We start from the raw sequence: 22421 nt of genomic DNA, 5'->3' as shown, positions 1-22421 counted from the left end.
CGTTTTCCGTTTTCGTTTACCCGGTCCTCCATGTCATCCGGAACTACTCCCTCGCAGCGGCCTGCCCGGCGTGTCGTCAATCCCCTCAGCGCCGAGGAAAAGGCGGCCCTGAAGCGGCTGGAGCCCACGATCGGCGAGATCATGGGGCCCGCGCTCGACCATTTTTATCAGGTGGTTTCCGCCCATCCGCAGATGCGCGAGTATTTTACCGACAGCCAGCACATGGAGGCGGCGAAGGCTGCCCAGAAGATCCATTGGAGCCACGTCGCGTCGGGCGAGACGGCTCCGGCTTATATCGAGCGCACGGAGGCCATCGGGCGGGCTCATGCGCGGATCGGGCTCGAACCGTCGATGTATATTTCCGGCTATGCCCATCTTCTCGGCTCGCTCATCGAGACGCTGGTGCAGAGGAGCTGGCCCAAGGTTTCGCTGGGCGGCAGGAGCGGGCGCGAGCTTGGCGAGAGCCTTGATGCTCTTTGCAAGACCGCGATGATCGACATGGAGCTCGCCATCGGGAGCTATCTCGATGTCCTCACCCTGCAGGCAGGCGAGGAAGCGCGCCGCAAGGAGGAGGAGCGCACGGCGGCGCGGGGCGTGGTGCTCGACGAGTTGTCGGGCGCATTGCGCCGGCTGGCGAACGGCGACCTCGCGAGCCCGATCCAGGCCGAGTTTCCGCCGGAGTTCTCCCAGCTCAAGGAGGATTTCAACCACGCTCTCGAAACCTTCGGCGGCGTCGTCGACAAGGTAAAGACCGCGGCTGACGGGTTCGCTTCCCACGCCAGCGAGATCGCCCAGGCCTCGGACGAGCTCGCCCAACGCACGGAGCGGCAGGCGGCAGGGCTGGAGGAAACGGCGGCCGCGCTCCACGAGCTGACCGACCGTATCCATCAGGCGTCCGACCGGGCCGGCGCGGCGGCGGAAACCGTGAACCTGTCGCGCAGCGAAGCGGAAAAAGCGGCCAACGTCGTCCAGACCGCCGTCGCCGCGATGAAGAACATCGAGGCCTCGTCCCATGAGGTCGGGCAGATCGTCTCGATCATCGACGAGATCGCCTTCCAGACCAATCTGTTGGCGCTCAACGCCGGGGTGGAGGCAGCACGCGCCGGCGAGGCCGGAAAGGGCTTTGCCGTCGTCGCACAGGAGGTTCGCAGCCTGGCGCAGCGCTCCGCCGACGCCGCAAAACAGATCAAGCAGCTGATCGCCGTGTCGTCGACCGAGGTGCATAACGGCTCGGCGATCATCGCCAGCACCCATGGCGCGCTGCAAGGCATCGTGGAGCGCGCCCTCGATCTCGACAGGACGACGCGCGCCATGGCTGAATCTGCCAATGACGAGGCGGTCGCCGTCAGGGAGATCAACTCGGCCATCGGCGACATGGATCAGGCGACGCAGCAGAATGCCGCCATGGTGGAGGAATCGACGGCGGTGGCGATGACGCTGCGCGGCGAGGCGGACGATCTTCTGGCGCTGATCTCGACCATCCGGACGAGCGCCGCCGGAGCGGGGCCAGCCAATGGCTCCATCCAGTCTCTGCGCCGCGGCCTCAAGGCTGTGGGGATGATCTGATATCGACGAGGCCCGATTTCACCCACGCTCGCGGGCGAGCGTGGGGCGGCGCGAGCGCGAAGACCGCCTCGCGCAGGCTTTCGGTCATGATGCGTCCGCCGCCGCCGGCGATCAGGGCGTCGTGGCTGATGATCTGGCCGACGTTGAGGCGGATGGTGCGCCCGTAGAGCCGGCGGAAGGCGCCGATGAGCAGTCCATAGCGCAGCGTCTGCGACCATTTGCTGACGAGGTGGAAGAGGGGGCCGTTCTGGCCCTCCACATGGACCGGCAGAACCGATGCGCCGGCGGAGCGCACCAGTCGCGCGGTGAAATGCTTCCAGGGCAGATCGAGCGCCCTGCCGAAAATCCTGGGAGCAGTCGCCACGCCGCCGGCTGGGAAGATGACGATCGTGGTTCCCTCTGCCAGAAGCCGCAGCGCTTCCTGCCGCGTCGCCCTGTTGGCGGCCAGCGCTTCCTTGGTCTCCGAGAAGACCACTGGCAGGCCGTAGGCCGCCATCTCAGGTATCTTCATGAGCTCGCTGGCGATGAGAATGCGGAATGGGCGTCCGAGGCTCTCAGCCAGCGAGAGAACGGCCGCGCCATCGCCGATGCCGAAGGGATGATTGGCGACGATGACGAGGCGCTGCGGGAGTTCCGCGAGCGGCCAATGGCCTGAGATCGCAAGATCGATCCGCATCAGGCGCAACATCTCGCCGAAGGCCGGGGTTCCGCCGCGCTCCACCCTTTCCCGCCACCGTTCGTAGAGCTCGGCCAGCCGGCCTCGGCCCGATATCTGTTCCATGGACCGGATGGCCCAGCGTCGCATGGGCGGGTCGTCCGGGCGGGAATAGGTCAGATGGGCGTGGCGCATGGGCCGTGCGTTCGCGTTCGTGACAGCTCGCGACGCTATAGGGATGGCCCGTGACGCCCCGATGACACCGCAACGCCCGTTGGGGCCGGAGGAATGATCAGACGCCCGCCTGCCAGTCGCGCACCGCCTGCAGCGGCCACAACAACATGAGGATGTTCAGGGTGAGGTTGTCGCGGATCTCCACCCCCGCCCAAACCTCCAGAGCGAGCGCGAGAGCGATGGTCGCCCAGGCTGGCAGGCGCGCCGCGATCAGGAAGCCGGCGACCATGAACAGGCAGTCCGACATCGAATTGAGAATCGAATCGCCGTGATAGTCGAGGGAGACGGTGCTGTCGCGATAGCGATTGATGATCCAGTCGGTGTTCTCGATGATCTCCCAGGCGCACTCGACGACAAGCGCGAGCGTCAGGCGCTGGATCATGGAAAGACGGCGACGCAAGGGCCAGAGCAGGGCGAAAAAGATGAAGCCGTGGATGAGGTGGGAGAAGGAATACCAGTCGCTGAGGTGCTGCGAATTGCCGGGGCCGGACGGATCGCCGTACCAGAGCTCCACCGTTCCGCATTCGCAGATGGGGATGCGGCCCATCAGGTGAAGGATGAGGGCGGTGAGGCCCAGGAGAGCCAGCGGGGCCAACAGAAACGCGCGGCGAAGGGTCACAGGGACAAACAACCTTGAAAACGAGCGAGCGCAGAGTTGGACGCATTCGCCGCCGCTGTCCATAGCAATGGTTCGGCTGTTACCGCATCAGCGTCCCGCGAGGACTGTCCCGGCGCGGACACGCAGCGCCTTGACCTTTCCGTAGCGTTACTCGCGCCTGTCTTTGCGGAAGTGCAACGAAATTCGCAGAATTTATAGGAATAAAGTTGCAACTGGAAGTTGTGTTTAAAGTTCGTATCTTTCGCAAGAAAAGTCATCAATCCATTACTAAGCTTCGTTTATCAAGAATCTGTCAGAGGACAACTTGCGGACCGTTGATCCACTGAGTTAGAAGGGTTCGCAACAGCAGCAGAGACCACGCGAATCGGCGATGGCGCAGCGCGATGTTCGCTTCAGAACGCCCTGTTGGGGGAGGAAGCGGTTGTAATGACCGCGCGGGGCCTGAGGCGGCATGAGCATCGCCATTGGTCGGAGAGAGTGCCGCGTTGATTGCGTCAGGGCCGCCTTCGGCAGATTTCCGGCCGGAATGTCGTTCCTGTCGCGCGGCGGCAGTCTTGTCGACGTCGGTCTCCGACCAATGGGTGGAGCATGGAACAAAGGACGACTTGCCAAGGTCCCGAAGACGTGGCCGCAACCTTGAAATATGTGAACGCGATGTCGATGCAGCTGGCGCGTCTGGCGGAGGATGCCGGATGCCTGCCGCTGGCGGCGCTGCTCAAATATTCGGCGGACGAGGCGGCGGGCGCCGCGAAGTGGCGCGGCAAGGCGCGCTCGCGCCGACGGAGCGACCGTCCGATCCCCACAGAATGACCGTGCCTATCCCTTTGGCGGCGCGGCTATCGGGCCTCAGGATACCGTAAGATGAGATCGCCGGTCGTTCCGGTGTCCGGATGGCGCCACAGGGGCGTCGCCCGTCCCTCCTCGACGCGGTGTACGGCCAGAAGATGCGCGGCGATATCCTTCACCGCTCGCTCGACGCAAAGTTCCACGACGCTGTCGGCCGCTCGCCGCTTGGCGCGCCAAAGGTCGAGCGGGTAGTCGGCGATGGGCAGAAAGGTCTCGGGCCCGCGCGGCTGCGGCCGGCGGACGGCGGCGCCGCTGTTGATCGGGCTGAGGGTGATGGCGGCGCGATGGCGCTGGATGAGCGAGCGGGTGGAGAGCACCAACACGGCGTGCGGCCGGGCGCGATAGGAGCGGGCGGCGAGAAGGCCGGCAAGGCGCGCCTCGCTCAGCCAGAAGAAGACGCGCGCGTTCAGCATCTCGTACCACTGGCGCGGCGTCAGGCCGCCTGAAAGGCAGCGCGTGAGCGCTGCGTCTGTCAACGGCTTCTGGTCGCGCAGCACGGCGCCGGGAAGGCCATCGGCCTCGATCCTCACCACGCGGTCGCGGCGGCGCGATTCCAGCGCCGCGCGCCGCTCGCCCGCGATACCGTAGAGGTCGAGCAGGGCCGAGGTGCTGAGAAGGCCGTGATCGCGGATTGCGGTCCAGCTGTCGGCCTCGCACATGTGGAAGAGGCGCGGAAACAGCGCGATCAGGGCTTCCTCTCGGGGCGTGCTTTCCATCCAAAACCTGCTGTTGTGCAAGGCTCAGCGCGCGGAGTGCGTCGGCGCGTGGAAATCCGGCGGCTTGCGGGCGATCCAGGCGAGGAAGCGCGCCAGCCTCGGATGGCGGGTCAGATCCTTGCCCTCCTCTTCCATGCGCGCCAGCTCGACATTGGTGAAGGTCGCGTGGAGCGTACGGTGGCAGATGGGGTGGATCGGCACCGTCTCGCGTCCGCCGCGGCTCTTCGGGCGCGGGTGATGCCATTCCACCCGGCGCCCCAGCGGACGGGCGCAAAGCCAGCACGTCTCGTCGCCTCGTGTCTTTATGCCCCTTGCGTAATCCATCGGCGCCAATCGCCGCAAATGGTTCAGTTGACGGAGCGGGGCAGCTCGCGCGTCGAGATGCCGTCGTCGACGGCCTTCTTGCGGTGGAAGATGAAGAGGCCGGCGAGGATGATGATGGCCGAGCCGACGAGGATCTGGCGGTCCGGCACGTCGCCGAAGAAGGCGAGGCCGAAGAGGATGCCCCACAGCAGCATGGTGTATTGCAGCGGCGCGAGAACCGAGGCGGGCGCCAGCTTCACCGACCGCGTCATGGTCATGTGGCCGGCGGTGGCGACGAAGCCCAGCAGCAGCATGGCGCCGAGCTCGAAGAGACTCGGCGTCTTCCAGGTGCTGATGGTCATTACCGCGCCAAGGACGAGCGCGCCGAGCGTATGAAAGGTGACGAGCGCCGCGTCGCTGGTGGTGCGCAGCCGGCGGGCGAGGACGATGGACAGCGCGAAGCTGATGCTGCCGGCAAGGGCGTAGAACGAGTGGAGCGAGAGCGAGGCCGACGACGGGCGCAGCGCGACCACCACGCCGACGAAGCCGACGAGGATCGCCGTCCAGCGCCGCCAGCCGACCTTTTCGCCCAGGAAAACGTGGGAGAACGCCGCCACATAGATGGGGCCGGCCATGTAGAAGGTGATGACGTCGGCGAGCGGCAGCGTCACCACGGCGGCATAGAAGAAGGCCGTGTCGCCGGTGGCCATGACGACCCTGAGGAGCTGGAGCCAGGGGCGGTCCGGGTGGGTGAGCTCGCCGCGCGGGCGCCGCGCCAGCGCCGGGCCGAGGAGGAGGAAGGCGCCGAGCGAGCGGATGAGCAGGACCTCGCCGACGGCAAGGCTCGTCACCAGCGCCTTGCCCAGCGCGTCGTTGAGGGCGAAGGCGAAATTGCCGACGAGCATCAGGATGATGCCGAGAAGGACGAGGTTGCGTCCCTCGTCGGTGGGCGTCGCTGCGGTGGTCATGAGGGCTGGCCCGGAGAGGGATCGAAGGTCCCAGTCCTTCGCCAGGCGCGGCCCGCCGTCAAGCGGAATCGGCGGGAACGCGCGCCGGGCCGCCGACGTTGTCGGGCAAATTCAACGCACGGGAGAACGCCATGAGCAGCAAGCGCGAACTGATCGAGCCCCACGCCGGCGACAAGCGCTACGTCAAGCGCGACGACAACGGCCGCTTCAAGGAATCGGTCGACGTGTCGAAGTCGCTGAGCCAGGACGTCAAGCACCACGCCAAGAAGGTCGCCAAAGCCGGCCACGGCGACGAGGGTGACCAGAAGCGGCATTGAGGAGGCTGCGTCACTTCTGCGCTGCTGCGCCGGAGGCGGAACGACGCCGCGAGGCGCATGTCTTCCACGCGACGCCGGATCGCCTTTTTTTAGGGACGGCAGGCAAGCTTGGCCCGCTGTGCTGCAAGCCGCTCTTGAACAGTCCTGCCCCGCGCCCGCCGGCACTCAAGCGACCGCGCTTGTGTCCGCCCGTGGGCGGCGGTGCCGGCATCATAGTGCGGTGAGCGAGCACAAGCCTCGGCAGCTCAGCGTCCTTGTCGGTCTTTGATGCGGTTTAGGCGGCTCCTCCGAAGCGGACGCTCCCTGTCGCCTAGACAAAGTCATAGAAGGGTGGCTTGCAGACTTCCGCTTCCAGCCAAAGAAGCAAGGAAGCGGACGCTTAGCGATTGGCGCTCAGAGCGGCGTGGCAATTCTTGGCGGTAAAAATCAAAAGCAGTCGGCGGTTCGCAGTAGCAAGAACTGTCCACAGGGCGTTGCGGCGCCCTGCGTGATCAGCTTCTGGGCAGAAGATCGTAAGCCTTCAGGAGGCGATAGGTCGCCTGGCCATCCATGACACAGAACTTCCGCGCCCGTCCTCCGGGCTGGACGACAAATGCCCTTAGAGTTTCGCGCACCGCCGCCCCAATCAGGTGAGAATGCTGGACGATTGATATATCCGCGCCGCTATTGACGAGGCGATATATTTGGTCACCGTTTTTCCCGCACATGGCGGGAGTCATCTCCTGAAATTTCGTTGGTCCTTTCAGCAAGAAAGCCGCGGTCTTTCTTCGCCCGCCTACGGTCGCGTTAGCCGAGTAATGGTCGTTCTCCTCGCCACCCCAATCTGCCTTGACAGGCTCCTTCAGCAGTCTTGCAATGGACATCTTGACGTGCGCTTCCGGCACATTCCGCATCATAGGCATCCATTCCTCCGCGCCCGAAACATCCACGCTGGATAGGCGGTGAAACTCCTCGATGTCCTCCGGAAGGAGTTCCCCATAGTCATGTCCGAACCACATGAGTTTGGGGTCCGCCTCGTTTCTCGGATGATCTAGCCAAGGCGATCCGATCACGATTGGCTCGATTTCAAATCGGTCGCCTTTGTCGTGTAAAATGCCAATAATCGCTTCCAGATAACCAGCCTGATAGCCTTCTGCGAGCTTCATCATGCCGGTGGAGGCGTGGATATGTTCCGTGTGATAGGCGATCACCACCGGCTTTCCGTAGTAAAATTCGAGATGCACCCCGTATTTTACCCGCGATGTTTCATAGATTTCTGGACAGGGCTCAAGCTTTTCCGTGCTCATGAAAAGGTGCGAGGGCTTTCCAGCTAACAGCGCTTCGGCAAGCGTTGGTACGCCTATTGCCTCACAGACATCGATGAGCCGCGTTACGAGTAAATGATCGTTCCGGAGCACCGCCATATGGTCTGACCCGGTCTCCTGCTCCCTCAGAAACCACTCGCGTGCGGGGCCGAGCGCGGTGACGGCAAGCCGTCGGTTCAAGAAACCAGGGTCGATGTGACTAAAATAGTCGGCTGCTCGTGATTTCTGCGGAAGCACTTCAACGCTCATGCTAGGTCGGCCTCAATTACTGGATAAAGGCGAGCACACTCGGCTCCTAATTCACGCGGCGGGCGTCGTTGGGTCGATCATCGCTTTAACGCCTTTGACGATTTGCTGAGCAATATTATTGCTAATCAACGGATTAGGTTAACTGCTTATCCCGTTCGCTCAGGTGGTAACCATATGTAGCGAATGAGCGTGACACCGGATACGGCCTCCCCTATGGGAGACGGCCATGTCCGAAGCGTTGTTTCCCACCCGATGGAAGCACGACAGGCCGCCGTCGATCGAGGAGTTCGTCGCGGCCTTCCCCGACGACCACGCCTGCGCGGCCCATCTCGCCAGGCGAAGGTGGCCGAGGGGGTTCGTCTGCCCCCACTGCGGACACCCCAAGGGATGGAAGCTCGAGACGCGTCCCTGGCTCTGGCAATGCGCCTCGTCCAAGTGCCGCAAGCAGACCTCCGTCATCTCCGGGACGATCATGCACGGCACCCGCGTGCCGCTGCGCAAGTGGTTCCTGGCCGCCTACCTCATGGCCACACACTCCAACGGGATCTCGGCCCTGCAGCTCCAGGCGAAGCTCGGCATCCGGTCCTACCAGACGGTCTGGCTGCTGGTGCAGAAGCTGCGCATCGCCATGATCGACCCCGATCGTTCCCCGCTGACGGGGTTGGTGGAAGTCGACGAGTCCAGCATTCCCTATCGAACGAACAACGAGCCGCTGACGGGCGGCCAGGGCAAGAGCACCGTCGGCAAGACGGTCCTGATCGGGGCGGTCGAGAAGCGCGACGGACGGACCTCCGGCCGCATCCGGCTCGAACGGATCGACGAGGACACGAGGGAGCACATCCGCCCCTTCGTCCTAGAGAACACCGCACCCGGCTGCACGCTGTTCACCGACGGCAACAAGGCCTACGTCGGCCTGCCCGACCGGAAGCACGTCCCGCGCAACCTCAGCGCCAAGAACGCCCTTCCGGCGCATGTGACGTTCGAGCGGATCCACCGCGTGTTCTCGAACCTGAAGCGCTGGGCGTTGGGGGTATTCCACGGTCTCCGCGAGAAGCACGTCGATCTCTACCTCAACGAGTTCGTCTTCCGCTGGAACCGACGACGGAGCTACTGGTCATCGATGGACACGCTGCTGGGCATCGGCCAGCGACTGCCGCGCATCACGCGCCGCGACATCGTCGGCGACACGCTGCAGTGGAAGAAGGACCACGAGAAGCAGATCCTCAAGATGGTCGGCAAAGAGCGGCTGCTGAAGGCGCAGATCCTCGCCGTCGAAGGCAAGCGCTCCGTGATCGAGGCCCTCCACATGCTGCCCCCGGAGCCCAAGGAGCGGAAGTACGACCGCGAGCGGCCCTTCCGTCCCGTCCTCGGCAGGCCGCCGGAGGGCGAGCGGCTGATCCCGGGCCGCTACCGTCATCCACCGAGGCCGTCCAAGGCTGAGATGGAACTGGGATGGCTGCGCCACATGCGGCCCGCGGCGACGCAGGTCGCGCCCTTCTGATCCAATCCTTTCCGCCGGCGATTGGCGCGACGCGCCGCGGCGCTCCATGCTCATGCAATGCATCGGTGTTGGGGCGCTCAAATGGGCAAGCGGGTTCTGACGAGGGTGGAAGCGCTGACGGTCGTGGCACCGCGATGGCCGGCGCGCACGCCGACGAGCGGTTCTTCTTCTGGTCGCGGCTCGCCGTCATCGCTCTGTGCATGGAACCTGTGGATGATCCCCCACGCCATGAGACGCGACACGATGCATCGTGTCTCATGGCCCTAAGGAGCTTTCCGATTCGATCAGTGACCACTCCGAAGCGGGGATTCTGAAGACGCTGCGAGGCTACATGTTGTGGGTACCTGAGCGAACGGGATAAGCAGTTTAGGTTAAAATCAAGACTCTGAGAAACGAGGGAAAACGACGTTTGACGACCATTCACCGTGCTCGAACGGCTAATATCTTCTCGTACATCGGCGGTCTTTTGTGGTTTGCTGCAACTAGCAGCTTCAAAAAATTCTGTACCGTGATCGAAGGCTTCGACGTGGGCGCAAAAACTACCCACGCGCCCTGCCTCACCTACGTCCGCTTCTGGGCTAGAGTTTTTGCACCGATATTGGCCCTGTCCGCGCTGCCGGATGGACGGTACGCCGCGCGCCGGGCAGCGTAGGGACGGCCTTGCCCCTCCCGCGCCGTCATCCTCGCGCGGAACGCGCGGGGATCCATGCCGCCGGGCTGCCGGTGGCACTGCGATCAACGGTAAGGCCGAAGGCCGAGAGCGATTGCCTGTCGGCCATTGCGCGGCGCAGGCGATTTGGCATGGATCCCCGCCCCTCGGGGGCGAGGACGACGCGTGGGAGGGAAGGCGGGAACGACGTTTTTCCTGCCATGGCGTGCCATGGCCATCGCGCCGCTCCACCGGCGCCCGGCCGGGCGCCCGCTGCCTGCGGCAGCTCCCCGGCAGAGCCGCGCTGGCGACGATTCGCTGGATCGTCGCCTCCTTCGAACCGCCAATGCGATTCGAACGAGCGCTAGCTCTCCATCTTCAGGGCCGCGATGAACGCTTCCTGGGGGATTTCGACCTTGCCGAACTGGCGCATGCGCTTCTTGCCTTCCTTCTGCTTTTCCAGAAGCTTGCGCTTGCGCGTGGCGTCGCCGCCATAGCACTTGGCGGTCACGTCCTTTCGCAGGGCCGAGATCGTCTCGCGGGCGATGACGCGCCCGCCGATGGCGGCCTGGATCGGGATCTTGAAGAGGTGCTGGGGGATCAGCTCCTTCAGCTTCTCGCACATGACGCGGCCGCGCCGCTCGGCCTGGGAGCGGTGGACCAGCATGGACAGCGCGTCGACCGGCTCGGCGTTGACCAGGATCTGCATCTTGACGAGGTCGCCCTCGCGATGATCGGCGATATGATAGTCGAAGGAGGCGTAGCCCTTGGAGATCGACTTCAGGCGATCGTAGAAATCGAACACCACCTCGTTGAGCGGCAGCTCGTAGGACACCAGGGCGCGGGCGCCGACATAGGTCAGCTGGGTCTGGATGCCGCGGCGCTCCTGGCAGAGCTGGAGGATGTTTCCGAGATACTCGTCCGGCGTCATGATCGTCGCCGTGATCCACGGCTCCTCGATCATCTCGATGCGCGCCGGGTCCGGCATGTCGGCCGGGTTGTGGAGCTCGAGGATCGTGCCGTCGGTCAAATGGATGCGGTAGACGACCGAGGGCGCGGTGGCGATGAGGTCGAGGTCGAACTCGCGCGACAGCCGCTCCTGGATGATTTCGAGGTGCAACAGCCCGAGAAAGCCGCAGCGGAAGCCGAAGCCGAGCGCCGCGCTCGTCTCCATCTCGAAGGAGAAGCTCGCGTCGTTGAGGCGCAGCTTGCCCATCGCGGCGCGCAAATCCTCGAAATCGGCCGCGTCCACCGGAAAGAGGCCGCAGAAGACGACGGGCTGGGCGGGCTTGAAGCCGGGCAGCATCTCCGCCGTCTGGCGGCGGTCCTCGGTGATGGTGTCGCCGACGCGGGTGTCGGCCAGCTCCTTGATCGAAGCGGTGATGAAGCCGATCTCGCCGGGGCCGAGGGCGTCCACCTGCACCATCTTCGGGGTGAAGACGCCGACGCGGTCGACGCCGTAGCGCGCGCCCGTGCCCATCATGCGGACCACCTGGTTCTTCCTGAGCTCGCCGTCGAGAATGCGAACGAGCACGACGACGCCGAGATAGGCGTCGTACCAGGAATCGACCAGCAGCGCCTTCAGCGGCGCCGTCCTGTCGCCGGTCTTGGGCGCGGGCAGGCGATGAACGATCGCCTCGAGGACGTCCTCGATGCCGATGCCGGCCTTGGCCGAGATCATCACGGCGTTGGAGGCGTCGAGGCCGATGACCTCCTCGATCTGCTCCTTCACCTTGTCGGGCTCGGCGGCCGGCAGGTCGATCTTGTTGAGGACGGGGACGATCTCGAGGTCGTTGTCGAGGGCGAGATAGACGTTGGCCAGCGTCTGCGCCTCGACGCCCTGCGCCGCATCCACCACGAGAAGCGCGCCCTCGCAGGCCGAGAGCGACCGCGAGACCTCGTAGGCGAAGTCGACATGGCCGGGCGTGTCGATGAGGTTGAGGACGTAGGTGCCGCCATCCTTGGCCGTATAGTGGAGGCGCACCGTCTGGGCCTTGATGGTGATGCCGCGCTCGCGCTCGATATCCATCGAGTCGAGCACCTGCTCCTTCATCTCGCGCAGATCGAGCCCTCCCGTGGCCTGGATCAGGCGATCGGCAAGGGTCGACTTCCCGTGGTCGATATGGGCGACGATCGAGAAGTTGCGGATGTGGTCGAGAGGCGTCTCGGCGGGCATGGTGCTCATGCCGCCGCATATAGAGACTTTTAAAAATAGTGGGAAGCGGCGACGCGCCCGCAAGCGCCGACTTTTGCCGGGTCGGCCGCAACGATTCTCAGTCGAGCTCCTCGATCTTCGCCGGTTTGGCGGGGCGCGCGGCCTTCTGGCCGGCGACTTTCCATAGGCGGCGAATGCGCCGGCGCACGGCGCTCCGCCGGTCGATGAGGAGGCGCTCGGCGGCGACGATCGCGCTCGCCCGCAGCTCGCTTTGGCGCTGGCCGATCAGCGTCACCAGCGCCTCGCGCTCCTCCTTGCCGCCGAATTTTCCAGGATCGGCGGCGATCTCGGCGGCGAGCACCGCAAGATCGTGGTCGCTGCCGAGTTCGTCGGCGATGGTGGCGGCGATCTCGCGCAGCGGCGCGAAGGCCCGGGGCCACAGCGGCTCGATCACCTTCAGCTGGAGCGACTGATATTTCGCGTGCTTGCGCAGCTCGTGAAGGTCGTCCGCGTCCTCCGTCTCCATTGCCTTGGCGAGGGCCTTGCGGGCGCGGGCGTGGGTCTCGGCATAGCCGCTCGCCACTATGCGGCCGGCCTTGTCGGGGCGGTGGGGCAGGGTGAAATGGGAGGCGTGCTCGCGCGCCTCGGCAAGGTCGGCGAGCGTCGCCTCAATGGCGGGGCCCATGTCGGTTCCGGCGGCGGCATCGCGCCGCGCCTCCAGCGTCGTCCGCGCGGCGGCAAAGGATGTGCCGGCGGCAAGGCCATAGCGCTTCTCCAGCGCCGTCAGAGCCTCGATGAGCGCCGTGCGGTCGCGCACCGCCGACAGCCGCCGGGCCGCATCGCGGTAGCGCGTGTTCTCGGTCTTGTAGAAGGCGGCGTGTCCGCGGCGCACCAGCCGAAGCAGCGCGCGCAGATGCTTCAGGCGCTTGCGCGCCTCGTGGATGCCTTCCTCCCGCTCGGCGCCCTCGGGCGCGGCGAGATCGGCGCTCGCGCGTTTGAGCTCCTGCTCGGCAAGGCGGCGAAACTCGGCGTCGAGCCGCTTCCAGGGGCGGAGAGGGGCCTTCATCGCGGATCTTGCTCTTTGGGCGAAAACGTTGCGGGCAGCCCCTCCAAGGCGAGGCTGGCGTTGGTGTAGGCGCCGTCGTCGGTGACTTCCCGGCCGAAAAAGTCGGGCAGCGCGATGTCGGTGGCCTCGCCTTCCGCGAACTCGACCTCGGCGATGACGAGGGGGGCGAGGTCGCCCGAGAAGACGTCGATCTCGATCGTATGGCCGTCATGGGCGAGGCGGTGGCGGCGCTTGCGAATGACCGTGCCGACAGCCGAGCCCTCGAGGTGGCGCGCGTCTTCAAGCGGAATGGGATATTCCATCTCTTCGCGCGCCATTCCCGCGCCGGTCTTCAGCGTCAGAACGGCCGAAGCCTCTTTCTTGATGCGCACGCGGGCCGAAAACGTCTCCCGGGCCGCGAGATAAAACTGAAGGAGCGGCTCGCCGGCATCGGCGGTGCGCCGCCAGTCGTCGTTCTTGACCAGGAAGCGGCGTTCAATCTCTTGGGCCATCGACGGGAGACTCACGTGGATCGTCGGCAATCAGATAGGCTGCGAAGCTGGCAAAGACACCGCTGATCTGCGTGCCACCATTGCGCGGCACTCTGTCGCGCCGTCAAAGATTTTAGCTTTCCGGCAACCAATCGTCCACGTCGGCCCTGTCATCCCAATGTCATAAAGCGCCGCAGCCCATTGGGGCGAGACAGGTTTCGCGCCTCGCAAAAATATCGGTGCACTGTCCGTCGCCGGATTCTACCGCTCGATCGGGTGACCGTGGCTGGCGAGAATCGCATGGAAGTTCATGATCTTGCTTACACTTTGGTGAGGGAATGCTGATAGTCGCATTGGCATCCGATCAACGTGGCGCGGGTGGTTCTTAGCCGGCGCCATCCCTTAAAAATCGAATAGCGCACATGCCCTTTGCGTCGACGCTTCAAGAGCCGCCGCGGCCCGGTGTTTCGCTGGAACGATCGGCGGCCCGCATCCTTCTGCGCCGGTGGCACTCCGAGATCCCATCGGAAGGCGCGCTGCCGACCTATGAGAACGTCGCGCTCGGCAGCCTCGGACGCTGCGCTGACGGCAGCGCGCTCGTCGGCGAGGACCGGCAGGGCAATCTGAAAATCCTGCGCATCGGCCCGAGCTTTTCGGACTGGGTGGGGGCGGGGCGCGAGGCGGAAACGCTCGATCAGCTGTCGCCCGCGCGCTCGCGCACCATCGGCGAGGTGATCGAACGGGCGCGGGCAAACCGCAATCCGCAGCGCGTCGAGACCCATCGCGTCATCGACGGCTCGATCGTGACCTACGATCTGTGGGCGCTGCCGTTGGCCATCCGCTGGTATGAGATGGCGTTCGTCCTTGTCCTCGACGAGCGCGACGGGCGAGCGGATCTCCTGGAGACGATGTTCGGGGCGACCTCGGACGGTATGATCGCGCTCGAAACCATCACCAGCCCAAGCGGGGAGGCGATCGACTTTCAGGTGATGGCGCTCAACGACAGCGCCGCCAAGCTGCTGTCGCTCGACCGCTCGCAGCTGCTCTGGCATCGCCTCTCGGATATCAGCGGCGTGTTCGCCGGCAGCGATCCGATCGCCGAGATCGCCGATGCGGTGGCGAAGGGTGAGCGGAAGGTCTTCGAGGCCGCGGCGATCACCGGTGACGAGGCGCCGCGCCATCTGCGCTTCGGCGTGGCGCCGGTCGGCTCGCTGGTCTCGCTGACGCTGACAGACATCGCCGACATAAGGGCGCGCGAGGACGTGCTGCGCACGCTTTTCGACGACAACCCGGTGCCGACCTGGCTCGCCGACCGCGAGAGCCTCGCGATCCTCAGGGCCAACGACGCCGCGCTCCAGCATTACGGCCACGGCCGCGAGGCCTTTCTCAAGATGACGGTGGCCGATCTCGCGCCGCCCGAACACCGGGCCAAGGTCCGAGCCACGCTGCGGGGGCTCGACCCGTCCTGCCAGGGCGAGACGTCCTGGATCAACCGCAAGGCCGACGACACCGTCATCGAGGTGTTTCCCTATGCGCGGATCATCGAGGTCGAGCGCCGCGCCGCCATTCTCATCTCGGTGATAGACGTTACGGAGCGCCGCAAGGCCGAGGCTCGCATCGAGCATCTGGCCCATCACGACACGCTCACGGATCTACCCAACCGCTCACTGTTCCGCATCCGGCTCGAGGATTCCATCGAGGCGGCGCGACGAGCGAAGGGGCGCCTCGCGGTGTTCTGCCTCGATCTCGACCATTTCAAGAGTGTCAACGACACGCTCGGCCATCCGATCGGCGACAAGCTGCTTCAGGCTGTGGCCGATCGCTTCCGCCAGTCGCTCTGCGAGTGGGATTTCATTGCCCGTCTCGGCGGCGACGAGTTCGCCCTCGTCACTTCGGCCGCCGCCGAGCCCGCGCAAGCGGCCCGCCTGGCAGAACGGCTCATCGAGACGGTCGACCGGCCCTACGACATCCACGGCCATCAAGTGGTGATCGGCACCAGCATCGGCATCGCCTTCTATCCCGACGACGGGACGGAGCCGGACGTGCTTTTGAAGCGCGCCGACGTGGCGCTTTACCGCGCCAAGAACGACGGCCGAAATCTTCACCGTTTCTTCGAGCCGGAGATGGACAGGCGCCTGCAGGCGCGCCGGCTGCTGGAACTCGACATGCGGCGGGCTCTCATCGAGCAGAGCTTCGAGCTGTTCTACCAGCCGCTGGTCAATGTCGGCACGCGCAGCGTCACCGGATTCGAAGCGCTCTTACGTTGGCGCGACCCGGTGCGAGGCATGATCCCGCCGGGCGACTTCGTACCCCTGGCCGAGGAAGTCGGGCTCATCATCCCCATTGGCGAATGGGTGCTGAGGCAGGCCTGCGCCGAGGCCGCGAACTGGCCCGCGCCGCTTCGGGTGGCGGTGAATCTCTCGCCGGTTCAGTTCCGAAGCGACTATCTGGTGGACGCCGTGCGCCGCGCGCTCGCCGAATCCGGCCTCGCGCCGCAGCGCCTCGAACTGGAGATCACCGAGTCCGTGCTGCTCCAGGGGAACGAGCGCAACCTCGCCATACTCAAGGAACTGAAATCGCTGGGCATCCGCATCTCGATGGACGACTTCGGCACGGGCTATTCCTCGCTCGGCTATCTCCAGCGCTTTCCCTTCGACAAGATCAAGATCGACCAGTCCTTCGTGCGGGAATTGTCGGAGCGCCCCGAATCGATGGCGATCATCCGCGCCGTGATGGGGATCGGCCGCAGCCTGCAGATGACGACGACGGCCGAGGGCGTCGAGACGCCGGAGCAGATGGAGCGCCTGCGAAGAGAGGGGTGCGACGAGGCGCAGGGCTTTCTCTTCAGCCGTCCCGTGCCGGCCTGGGATCTTCCTTCCGTCATGGCCTCGCTGCTGGCCGATCTCGCGCGCGACGTGGGCGAGGGGGCGGAGCGGGTTCTTGAGCCGGTGGATCACGCTGCGACGCAGTAGATTTCAGGGCATCGACCACCGAATCTCTGCGCCGATTTTTCTGGCACTATCAGCTTCAACACAAAAAAGCCGCCGGCGCTTTATGCGCCCGGCGGTCTTGAAGAGGCGAATCGTCAGCTCGCGGAGGCAGCGATCGAGGGGACCGCCGCCGCCCGTCTCGCTTATTGCAGCTTTCCGACCACGGCTTCCATGGTCTTCTGGAGGACCGGGACGGAAATCGGCTTGACGAGGAAGTTGTTGACGCCGAGGGCGGCGGCCTTCTGGACGAGGTTCTTGTCGCCCTTGCCGGTGAGGATGATGAAGGGGACCTTCTTGGTCGGCCCGTAGGAGCGGATGGCCTTGAGAAGCTGCAGGCCGTCGAGCTTGGGCATGTTGTAGTCGGAGATGATGATGTGGCAGGGGGTCGTCATCATCGTCTTCAATGCCTCCTCGCCGTCGACCGCGAAGATGACGTTCTCGACGCCGATCTGCTGCAGCGCGTCGCGGATCAGCATCCGGCTGGTGCGCTGATCGTCCACGATCATCACCTTGAGGTGGGATTTGAAATTGCTCATGACGATTCAGTCCTTCGTGTGCCGTCTCAGGCGGCCAAATCCATCTTCGGCGGCAAGACGTTGTCGACGTGGATGAGCGAAATCATCCGGCCTTCGAACGCCATGACCCCTTGGACGAAGCTGCGGGCGAGGTCCGAGCTGACGTCGGGCGTCGGCTGAAGAAGATCGTCCGTCACCGTCAAGATATCGGACACGCCGTCCACCAGGAGACCGACCACCTGTGCCCCCATGGCGACGACGATCGTCACGGACCGTGCGGTCGGCTGAGTCTTGCCGAAACCGAGCCGCGCGGCGAGATCGACGATGGGAAGCACCGTGCCTCGCAGGTTGATGACGCCGGTCACATAGTGCGGCGCATGCGGCAGCGGTGTGGCTGCGGCAAAGCCGCGAATCTCGCGCACCGACATGATGTCGACGCAGAACTCCTGCTCGCCGATGCGGAAGGCGACCAGCTCGCGCGCCCCCGCGCTTTCCTTCTCGTGATGCTCGCTCATGGCCCTCTGGCTCCGCCGGTCAGGTAATTAACCTATGTCCCGGAATTGGTTAATGTTTCGTTCCCGCCTCATCCGGCGATTCTGCCTGCAGCCGCGCGAAGAGGGCGGCGATCTCGGGATCGGCGATGGCGTCGAGATCGAGACCCGCCGGCTCGTCATCGTCCTGCGAAATCCGCTCGATCGACAGCTCGCAATCCCATTCGGCGAATTCGAACACCTCGCGGATGCCGCCTTCGCCGGCGTCCGTGGTGAGCTCGATCGTGAAGGTCAGGTAGGCGCCCTCGGGATTGAGCGCATCGAGCGCCGGCAAGTCGGCTGCCTCGCAGCTCACCGTGCCGGTGCCGAGTTCCAGGCACTGGCGGATCAGGCGCGTGGCTTCATGCGCGTTGGCATAGAGCTCGGCCATGGGATGGAAGACGATGCGATAAGTCGCCTCCCCGCCCATCACATCGTCCAGATCGACGGCGACAGGGCTGAATTCGATGTCGGCCATGCCGTCGTCCGATGCCTCGGGCGCCGCCTCGGCGGGCTCGTCCTCGATCCCTGCCAGCGTCTTCAACTCGGCGACGACGCCATCCTTGACCTTCGCCACGGCGACAAGCTGCTTCAGGAGGTCGCGCGAGCGCCCGGCGACGTCAAGGACATCCGGGGTGACGGCGAGTTCCTCGCCGCGGACCTTCTTCAACATCTCCTCGTAAAGCTTGGCATAGTTCGCCAGCTCGTGAAGGTCGAAGGAGGCCGCTCCGCCCTTGATGGAGTGGACGGCGCGGTAGACCACGCCGATCGTCTCCTGGTCGGTCTCGCCCCTGGCGAAACCCGCGAGCCCCTTGTCCAACTCGCCGAGCTGTTCGTCGCATTCCTCGAAGAACGTCGCCCGGATGTCTTCCATCGTTTCCATTGTCCCCTCCTCGCCTCAGGCGGCGACGCGGTTGATGGCGGTTACGAGCTTGACGGGATCGAAAGGCTTGACGATCCATCCGGTGGCGCCGGCGCGTCGGGCGCGGGCCTTCTTTTCAGCGTCGCTCTCGGTGGTGAGGACGAGGATGGGGATGGCGCGCTTGGCGCGGTCTGCCCGGACCTCCTCGATGAAGGTGAGGCCGTCCATGCGGGGCATGTTGACGTCGGTGATGATGACGTCGGGCCAGTTGCCCTGAAGCACCTCCAGGCCATGGACGCCGTCCTCGGCCTGGATCACGTTGAAACCCGCCTCCTGCAGGGCGCGCAGCAGCATCTGGCGCATGGTGCGGGAATCGTCCACCGTCAAAATCGTCTTCGTCACTGCAGCTGACCTTTGTCCATAAGGGTTGCGACCGACAGGCCGAGGTGGCCAAGGTCTTCTTCGAAGGCCGGCGAGGGCTCGCCGAACGACAGGGCGATCCCGTCCGCCTTCCACGTTGCCACCGCCGACAGCAGAACCTGGAGCCTCTGGCCGCCCACGCTCTCCACCTTCGAGGCGTCCAGAACGATCGCCTTGCCGCGCAGCGAAAGAAGCTGCTCCACCAACGGCGCCGCCGCGTTCAGTCCAAGATGGGCCGGAAGCTCCACCGTCATGCTCTCTTCCTGCGAGACCGCTTCAACCGCTGCTTCCGGCGTCTCAACCCGCTTCTTTCTCGCCATCAGAATTCTTCCCATCCTTCATCGGCGGGGGCGGACTTGGGCGCCGCGCCGCCACCGGCGGAAACCGTCTTCATCTGCTGGACCGGGCGCGGCGCGGGCTTGGCGGTCGGCCGGGGCGTCGCCCGCGATACCGGCGCCGGGGCGGCCGCCTGACGGCGAACCGTGCGCTGCTGCTGCGAGGCATGACCCGCGCTCGCCGCCGTGCGGAACTGGGAGATGAGCTGGGCGAGGTGGTCGGTCTCGTTCGCCAGCGTCTGCGCCGCCGCCGTCGTCTCCTCCACCATCGCCGCGTTCTGCTGCGTGACCTTGTCCATCTGGTCGGCGGCCGAGGAGACCTCCTTGAGGTTGGCGGCCTGCTCGCGGGTGCTCTTGGCGGCCTGTGCGGCCTCTGCCGCCATCTCCGCTACCTGCGCCACGATCTCCTCAAGGCTCTTGCCCGAGGCCGTCACCAGCTCGACGCCGCGCCCGACCTGCTCGCCGGACTTGGAGATCAGCTCCTTGATCTCCTTGGCGGCGTCGGCCGAGCGCTGCGCCAGCGCACGAACTTCCTGGGCGACGACGGCGAAGCCCTTGCCGGCCTCGCCGGCGCGTGCCGCCTCGACGCCGGCATTGAGCGCCAGAAGGTTGGTCTGGAAGGCGATCTCGTCGATGACGCCGATGATCTTGCCGATCTCCTCCGACGACTTCTCGATCTCGGACATCGCCTCGATGGCGCGCCCGACGATCTGCCCGCCCTTCTCGGCATTGGCTCGGGCCACCTGGCCAAGCTTCTGCGAGCGATCGGCGCTTTCGGCAGTTGCATTGACGCCGCGCGCCACCTCGCTGATCGCCGCCGCCGTCTCCTCCAGGCTTGCCGCCTGCTGCTCCGTGCGGTGCGCGAGGTCGTTCGAGGCGGTGTTGATCTCGTCCAGGCCGGTGCGGATCGAGCCGATGGAATTCACCACCGAGCCCAGCGTCGTCTCAAGCTTCTCCACGGTTCCATTGAACTGGCCGCGGATCGTCTCGAACTCGGCGGCCACGGGCCTGTCCAGCCGCGCCGTCAGGTCTCCATCGGACAGGCGTTCGAAGCCTTGGCCGATATCGGCGATGAAGCTTTCCAGCCGCTCCGCCTTTTCGTGCTCGATCGCCGCCTGGCGCTGGCGCTCCGCCTCCTGGCTCTCACGCAGGCGCTCGGCTTCCTCTTCTAGGCGCTTTTGCTCGATCGCGCTCTGGCGGAATGTTTCAACGGCCTTGGCCATGGCGCCGATCTCGTCCCCCCGCTCCTTGGAGGGAACACTCACCTGCCGGTTACCGGCGGTGAGATCGGCGATGGTCTTGGTGAGGCCGCGGATCGGCAGGGCGATGGAGCGATAAAGAACCATGCCGAGGCCGAGGGCGAGAACCACGAGCGCGGCGATTCCGCTCATCATGACGATGCCGGCCAGGTTCGCCTGGTGCGCTTCCAGATCGGCGGCCGCTTCCTGCGCCGCCTTCTTCTCGTCCCGCAGCCCATCGAGAATGGTTTCGACGGGATCGATGTACTTGTCGGCAGCGCCAGACATCAATATCTCGAGGGCCTGGGGATAGGTGGCGTCATTCGCGGAGTATTTGATCACTGGATCGGCGACGTTCTCCTGCCACCCCGTCATCGCCTTCTCCAGCTCGTCGAGCCGGGCGCCGAGCGCAGGGTCGCTGTCGGTCGACCGTATCTTGGCGACCGTTTCCTTGAACTTGCCCCAATGGTCCTTCACGCGTTGGGAGAGATAGGGGTCCTTGGTGATCATGTAGCCGCGCAGGGAACCTTCCTGACGCGTGACATAGAAGCGCGCTTCGATCGCCGAGATAGCGATGGTGGTGTCTCGCCGATTTTCGGCCCCCACGTGCTCGAGATCGGCTATGTTGTTCATGACGAAGACGCCCGTCACTGCGGCGCCCAGGACGATCGCTACGAAAGCTGCACCGATCTTCTTGCCGATTGCGATGTCACTCAGACCCATAGTCTATTCGCCTTAAGATAGGTTCCCGTGGCAAGTGCCCGGCCTGCTCAGGCAGACGAGGCGAGAAAGGCGGTTCGCGCATCGCGACCCACGGGCACCTTAAGGTGATGACTCCTAAGTATTGGTTACAGGGACTACGCCACCGGAAGCCCACGCATGCCGCGTCGAACCCGTGGTTCTGTCAGTAATCTTCGGTATAGCCAAGTAGTATGTAAAAGATAATAAGTTGCGCCCGGCTTACTGGTTTTGCTTTCACCAGACGCCGGGATTATGGCAGGTGAACGAGCTGCCGCCGATCAGCACAAGAATCGACTCGATAAAGGAAAAGGAAAGAGCTGACGGTCGCGGTCAGCCCTGTCGGCCGTCGCGCCGCGCCACGACGCGCTTGAGGCTTTCCAGGGAAGCGGTGACATTGATGCAGTCGTGAATCGCTCTTTGAAGCGCCACTTTTTCCACCGGCTGGCCTTGATCGAGCCCATCCAGGAACTGGCGGATCTTGGCCGCACGCTGATTGATGTGGTCGATGGCAGCATCGAGCGGGTTGGTCATGTCAGTTTCCTCAAGCCGCTTGTTCCGAACGCGCTCCTCGCGTGGACGGAACGAGGAGGACGGGGTTAGGCGTCCGCCGTCTTCATCATGACGCTGGCGAGTGCATCGACCAGCTCATGACTGAGACAGGGCTTTTGGCAAACTACGGCATCGGGATAGCGGTTGCGTAGAACCGATTTGACGCCATGACCGGTATGAAAGAAAAACGGGATGCCCTGGCGGGCGAGGATGTCTGCCACCGGGTAGACCTCCTTGCCGGCGAGGTTGAGATCCAGCACGACGCCGTCGAACCGGTCGCTCTCAACGGCCTCCAGCGCGCGTTCCAAGGTTCCGGCGCAAGCGACGTTGGCACCCAGCTCCTCCAGACTCGCCTCGATATCGATGGCAATCATGAACTCATCCTCGACAACGAGGATCTTCTTTCCATTGAAACGCGACATCGGTATTGGATTCCGTAGACTTTCCGAAAGGTTCCCAACTCGACCTCCGGAGGTCATTGAATCCTCAGCGCTTGACATCGAGGCACCCGGCAGTCGTCAGGCCGAAACACGTTCGGCCAAGGCAAGAAACTCCATACTCGTGATTTGGTTGCGAAACTTTTTCGGAATCGGAGTGGGGCATTCCGTCGCCCCGTTTTCGAA

The 22421-nt window shown here is 64.7% G+C and carries 21 protein-coding genes and 1 pseudogene; 5 read left to right on the top strand and 17 right to left on the bottom strand.

Translation table 11 applies throughout. The features are described from left to right. Positions 1–30 precede the first annotated feature (30 nt). Entirely contained in the window at positions 31–1566 is a 1536-nt protein-coding gene (locus tag B5D38_RS09385) for a methyl-accepting chemotaxis protein (protein ID WP_078708142.1), read from the top strand. On the opposite strand, the gene B5D38_RS09380 is transcribed toward B5D38_RS09385, so the two are convergent. Both B5D38_RS09380 and B5D38_RS09375 read right to left on the bottom strand, forming a co-directional pair. Next, a complete protein-coding gene (locus B5D38_RS09380) occupies positions 1544–2416 on the bottom strand; it encodes a 1-acyl-sn-glycerol-3-phosphate acyltransferase (RefSeq protein WP_078708141.1) in 873 nt (290 codons plus the stop codon). The genes B5D38_RS09385 and B5D38_RS09380 overlap by 23 nt on opposite strands. A gap of 97 nt (positions 2417–2513) precedes the next feature. Then, positions 2514–3074: a DUF2585 family protein gene (locus B5D38_RS09375; protein WP_245318981.1), complete on the bottom strand. Its 561-nt coding sequence runs from the start codon at positions 3072–3074 to the stop codon at positions 2514–2516. A 624-nt stretch (positions 3075–3698) separates the two neighbouring features. Between B5D38_RS09375 and B5D38_RS09370 the strand changes: the two genes are divergently transcribed. Beyond that, positions 3699–3884 carry a hypothetical protein gene (locus B5D38_RS09370; protein WP_078708139.1) on the top strand — a complete coding sequence of 62 codons (186 nt, stop codon included), beginning with the start codon at positions 3699–3701 and terminating at the stop codon, positions 3882–3884. A 26-nt stretch (positions 3885–3910) separates the two neighbouring features. Here the strand turns inward: B5D38_RS09370 and B5D38_RS09365 are convergent, their stop codons facing one another. The 3 genes from B5D38_RS09365 to B5D38_RS09355 are packed head-to-tail and all read right to left on the bottom strand — an operon-like array spanning position 3911 to position 5907. Then, positions 3911–4636: a DUF7002 family protein gene (locus B5D38_RS09365; protein WP_245318978.1), complete on the bottom strand. Its 726-nt coding sequence runs from the start codon at positions 4634–4636 to the stop codon at positions 3911–3913. A gap of 24 nt (positions 4637–4660) precedes the next feature. Then, positions 4661–4960, bottom strand: a complete 300-nt coding sequence (locus tag B5D38_RS09360; protein WP_078708138.1) for an HNH endonuclease — start codon at positions 4958–4960, stop codon at positions 4661–4663. Between the two features lie 23 nt (positions 4961–4983). Continuing rightward, positions 4984–5907 carry a DMT family transporter gene (locus B5D38_RS09355; RefSeq protein WP_078708137.1) on the bottom strand — a complete coding sequence of 308 codons (924 nt, stop codon included), beginning with the start codon at positions 5905–5907 and terminating at the stop codon, positions 4984–4986. Between the two features lie 131 nt (positions 5908–6038). Here B5D38_RS09355 and B5D38_RS09350 point away from each other — a divergent pair, with 131 nt between their 5' ends. Further along, positions 6039–6224 (top strand): hypothetical protein, encoded by a 186-nt coding sequence (locus B5D38_RS09350; protein WP_078708136.1) that lies wholly within the window; start codon positions 6039–6041, stop codon positions 6222–6224. Between the two features lie 491 nt (positions 6225–6715). Here B5D38_RS09350 and B5D38_RS09345 read toward each other — a convergent pair whose 3' ends face one another. Beyond that, positions 6716–7777 carry a hypothetical protein gene (locus tag B5D38_RS09345; protein WP_131829890.1) on the bottom strand — a complete coding sequence of 354 codons (1062 nt, stop codon included), beginning with the start codon at positions 7775–7777 and terminating at the stop codon, positions 6716–6718. A 226-nt stretch (positions 7778–8003) separates the two neighbouring features. On the opposite strand from B5D38_RS09345, the pseudogene B5D38_RS09340 reads away from it, so the two are divergent. Beyond that, positions 8004–8957: pseudogene (locus tag B5D38_RS09340) on the top strand (IS1595 family transposase); the annotation flags it as partial. A 1334-nt stretch (positions 8958–10291) separates the two neighbouring features. Here B5D38_RS09340 and lepA read toward each other — a convergent pair. From lepA to B5D38_RS09325, 3 genes are all read right to left on the bottom strand, one after another. Beyond that, on the bottom strand, positions 10292–12103 hold the full coding sequence (lepA, locus tag B5D38_RS09335) for a translation elongation factor 4 (RefSeq protein ID WP_425349325.1): 1812 nt from the start codon (positions 12101–12103) through the stop codon (positions 10292–10294). A 97-nt stretch (positions 12104–12200) separates the two neighbouring features. After that, positions 12201–13148 carry a CHAD domain-containing protein gene (locus B5D38_RS09330; protein WP_078708133.1) on the bottom strand — a complete coding sequence of 316 codons (948 nt, stop codon included), beginning with the start codon at positions 13146–13148 and terminating at the stop codon, positions 12201–12203. Then, on the bottom strand, positions 13145–13639 hold the full coding sequence (locus B5D38_RS09325; protein ID WP_078708132.1) for a CYTH domain-containing protein: 495 nt from the start codon (positions 13637–13639) through the stop codon (positions 13145–13147). Before B5D38_RS09325 ends, B5D38_RS09330 begins: the two co-directional genes overlap by 4 nt. A 401-nt stretch (positions 13640–14040) precedes the next feature. On the opposite strand from B5D38_RS09325, the gene B5D38_RS09320 reads away from it, so the two are divergent. After that, positions 14041–16590: a putative bifunctional diguanylate cyclase/phosphodiesterase gene (locus B5D38_RS09320; protein WP_078708131.1), complete on the top strand. Its 2550-nt coding sequence runs from the start codon at positions 14041–14043 to the stop codon at positions 16588–16590. 161 nt (positions 16591–16751) lie between these two features. Here the strand turns inward: B5D38_RS09320 and B5D38_RS09315 are convergent, their stop codons facing one another. The 8 genes from B5D38_RS09315 to B5D38_RS09280 all read right to left on the bottom strand — a co-directional run bounded on the left by B5D38_RS09315 (position 16752) and on the right by B5D38_RS09280 (position 22220). Beyond that, positions 16752–17144 carry a response regulator gene (locus B5D38_RS09315; protein WP_078708130.1) on the bottom strand — a complete coding sequence of 131 codons (393 nt, stop codon included), beginning with the start codon at positions 17142–17144 and terminating at the stop codon, positions 16752–16754. 26 nt (positions 17145–17170) lie between these two features. Then, entirely contained in the window at positions 17171–17638 is a 468-nt protein-coding gene (locus B5D38_RS09310) for a chemotaxis protein CheW (RefSeq protein WP_078708129.1), read from the bottom strand. A gap of 49 nt (positions 17639–17687) precedes the next feature. After that, positions 17688–18536: an Hpt domain-containing protein gene (locus tag B5D38_RS09305; protein ID WP_078708128.1), complete on the bottom strand. Its 849-nt coding sequence runs from the start codon at positions 18534–18536 to the stop codon at positions 17688–17690. Between the two features lie 15 nt (positions 18537–18551). Then, positions 18552–18917: a response regulator gene (locus tag B5D38_RS09300; protein ID WP_078708127.1), complete on the bottom strand. Its 366-nt coding sequence runs from the start codon at positions 18915–18917 to the stop codon at positions 18552–18554. Then, positions 18914–19255, bottom strand: coding sequence for an STAS domain-containing protein (locus B5D38_RS09295; protein WP_245318975.1), 342 nt, complete (start codon positions 19253–19255; stop codon positions 18914–18916). The genes B5D38_RS09300 and B5D38_RS09295 overlap by 4 nt, the downstream gene beginning before the upstream one ends. Further along, on the bottom strand, positions 19255–21231 hold the full coding sequence (locus tag B5D38_RS09290) for a methyl-accepting chemotaxis protein (protein ID WP_078708126.1): 1977 nt from the start codon (positions 21229–21231) through the stop codon (positions 19255–19257). Before B5D38_RS09290 ends, B5D38_RS09295 begins: the two co-directional genes overlap by 1 nt. Before the next feature lie 348 nt (positions 21232–21579). Continuing rightward, a complete protein-coding gene (locus B5D38_RS09285; protein WP_078708125.1) occupies positions 21580–21780 on the bottom strand; it encodes a hypothetical protein in 201 nt (66 codons plus the stop codon). Positions 21781–21845: 65 nt separating this feature from the next. After that, entirely contained in the window at positions 21846–22220 is a 375-nt protein-coding gene (locus B5D38_RS09280) for a response regulator (RefSeq protein ID WP_165690818.1), read from the bottom strand. Positions 22221–22421: the final 201 nt, after the last annotated feature.

This window comes from Consotaella salsifontis (assembly GCF_900167365.1).
Lineage (GTDB): Bacteria > Pseudomonadota > Alphaproteobacteria > Rhizobiales > Rhizobiaceae > Consotaella > Consotaella salsifontis.
This window is presented reverse-complemented; position numbering and strand designations above follow the sequence as displayed.

Bases quoted from the DNA above. Each gene is read 5' to 3' on its own strand.
- B5D38_RS09385 (WP_078708142.1), top strand. From the start codon at position 31: ATGTCATCCGGAACTACTCCCTCGCAGCGGCCTGCCCGGCGTGTCGTC.
- B5D38_RS09380 (WP_078708141.1), bottom strand. From the start codon at position 2,416: ATGCGCCACGCCCATCTGACCTATTCCCGCCCGGACGACCCGCCCATG.
- B5D38_RS09365 (WP_245318978.1), bottom strand. From the start codon at position 4,636: ATGGAAAGCACGCCCCGAGAGGAAGCCCTGATCGCGCTGTTTCCGCGC.
- B5D38_RS09360 (WP_078708138.1), bottom strand. From the start codon at position 4,960: ATGGATTACGCAAGGGGCATAAAGACACGAGGCGACGAGACGTGCTGG.
- B5D38_RS09355 (WP_078708137.1), bottom strand. From the start codon at position 5,907: ATGACCACCGCAGCGACGCCCACCGACGAGGGACGCAACCTCGTCCTT.
- B5D38_RS09350 (WP_078708136.1), top strand. From the start codon at position 6,039: ATGAGCAGCAAGCGCGAACTGATCGAGCCCCACGCCGGCGACAAGCGC.
- B5D38_RS09345 (WP_131829890.1), bottom strand. From the start codon at position 7,777: ATGAGCGTTGAAGTGCTTCCGCAGAAATCACGAGCAGCCGACTATTTT.
- lepA (WP_425349325.1), bottom strand. From the start codon at position 12,103: ATGCCCGCCGAGACGCCTCTCGACCACATCCGCAACTTCTCGATCGTC.
- B5D38_RS09330 (WP_078708133.1), bottom strand. From the start codon at position 13,148: ATGAAGGCCCCTCTCCGCCCCTGGAAGCGGCTCGACGCCGAGTTTCGC.
- B5D38_RS09325 (WP_078708132.1), bottom strand. From the start codon at position 13,639: ATGGCCCAAGAGATTGAACGCCGCTTCCTGGTCAAGAACGACGACTGG.
- B5D38_RS09320 (WP_078708131.1), top strand. From the start codon at position 14,041: ATGCCCTTTGCGTCGACGCTTCAAGAGCCGCCGCGGCCCGGTGTTTCG.
- B5D38_RS09315 (WP_078708130.1), bottom strand. From the start codon at position 17,144: ATGAGCAATTTCAAATCCCACCTCAAGGTGATGATCGTGGACGATCAG.
- B5D38_RS09310 (WP_078708129.1), bottom strand. From the start codon at position 17,638: ATGAGCGAGCATCACGAGAAGGAAAGCGCGGGGGCGCGCGAGCTGGTC.
- B5D38_RS09305 (WP_078708128.1), bottom strand. From the start codon at position 18,536: ATGGAAACGATGGAAGACATCCGGGCGACGTTCTTCGAGGAATGCGAC.
- B5D38_RS09295 (WP_245318975.1), bottom strand. From the start codon at position 19,255: ATGGCGAGAAAGAAGCGGGTTGAGACGCCGGAAGCAGCGGTTGAAGCG.
- B5D38_RS09290 (WP_078708126.1), bottom strand. From the start codon at position 21,231: ATGGGTCTGAGTGACATCGCAATCGGCAAGAAGATCGGTGCAGCTTTC.
- B5D38_RS09285 (WP_078708125.1), bottom strand. From the start codon at position 21,780: ATGACCAACCCGCTCGATGCTGCCATCGACCACATCAATCAGCGTGCG.
- B5D38_RS09280 (WP_165690818.1), bottom strand. From the start codon at position 22,220: ATGTCGCGTTTCAATGGAAAGAAGATCCTCGTTGTCGAGGATGAGTTC.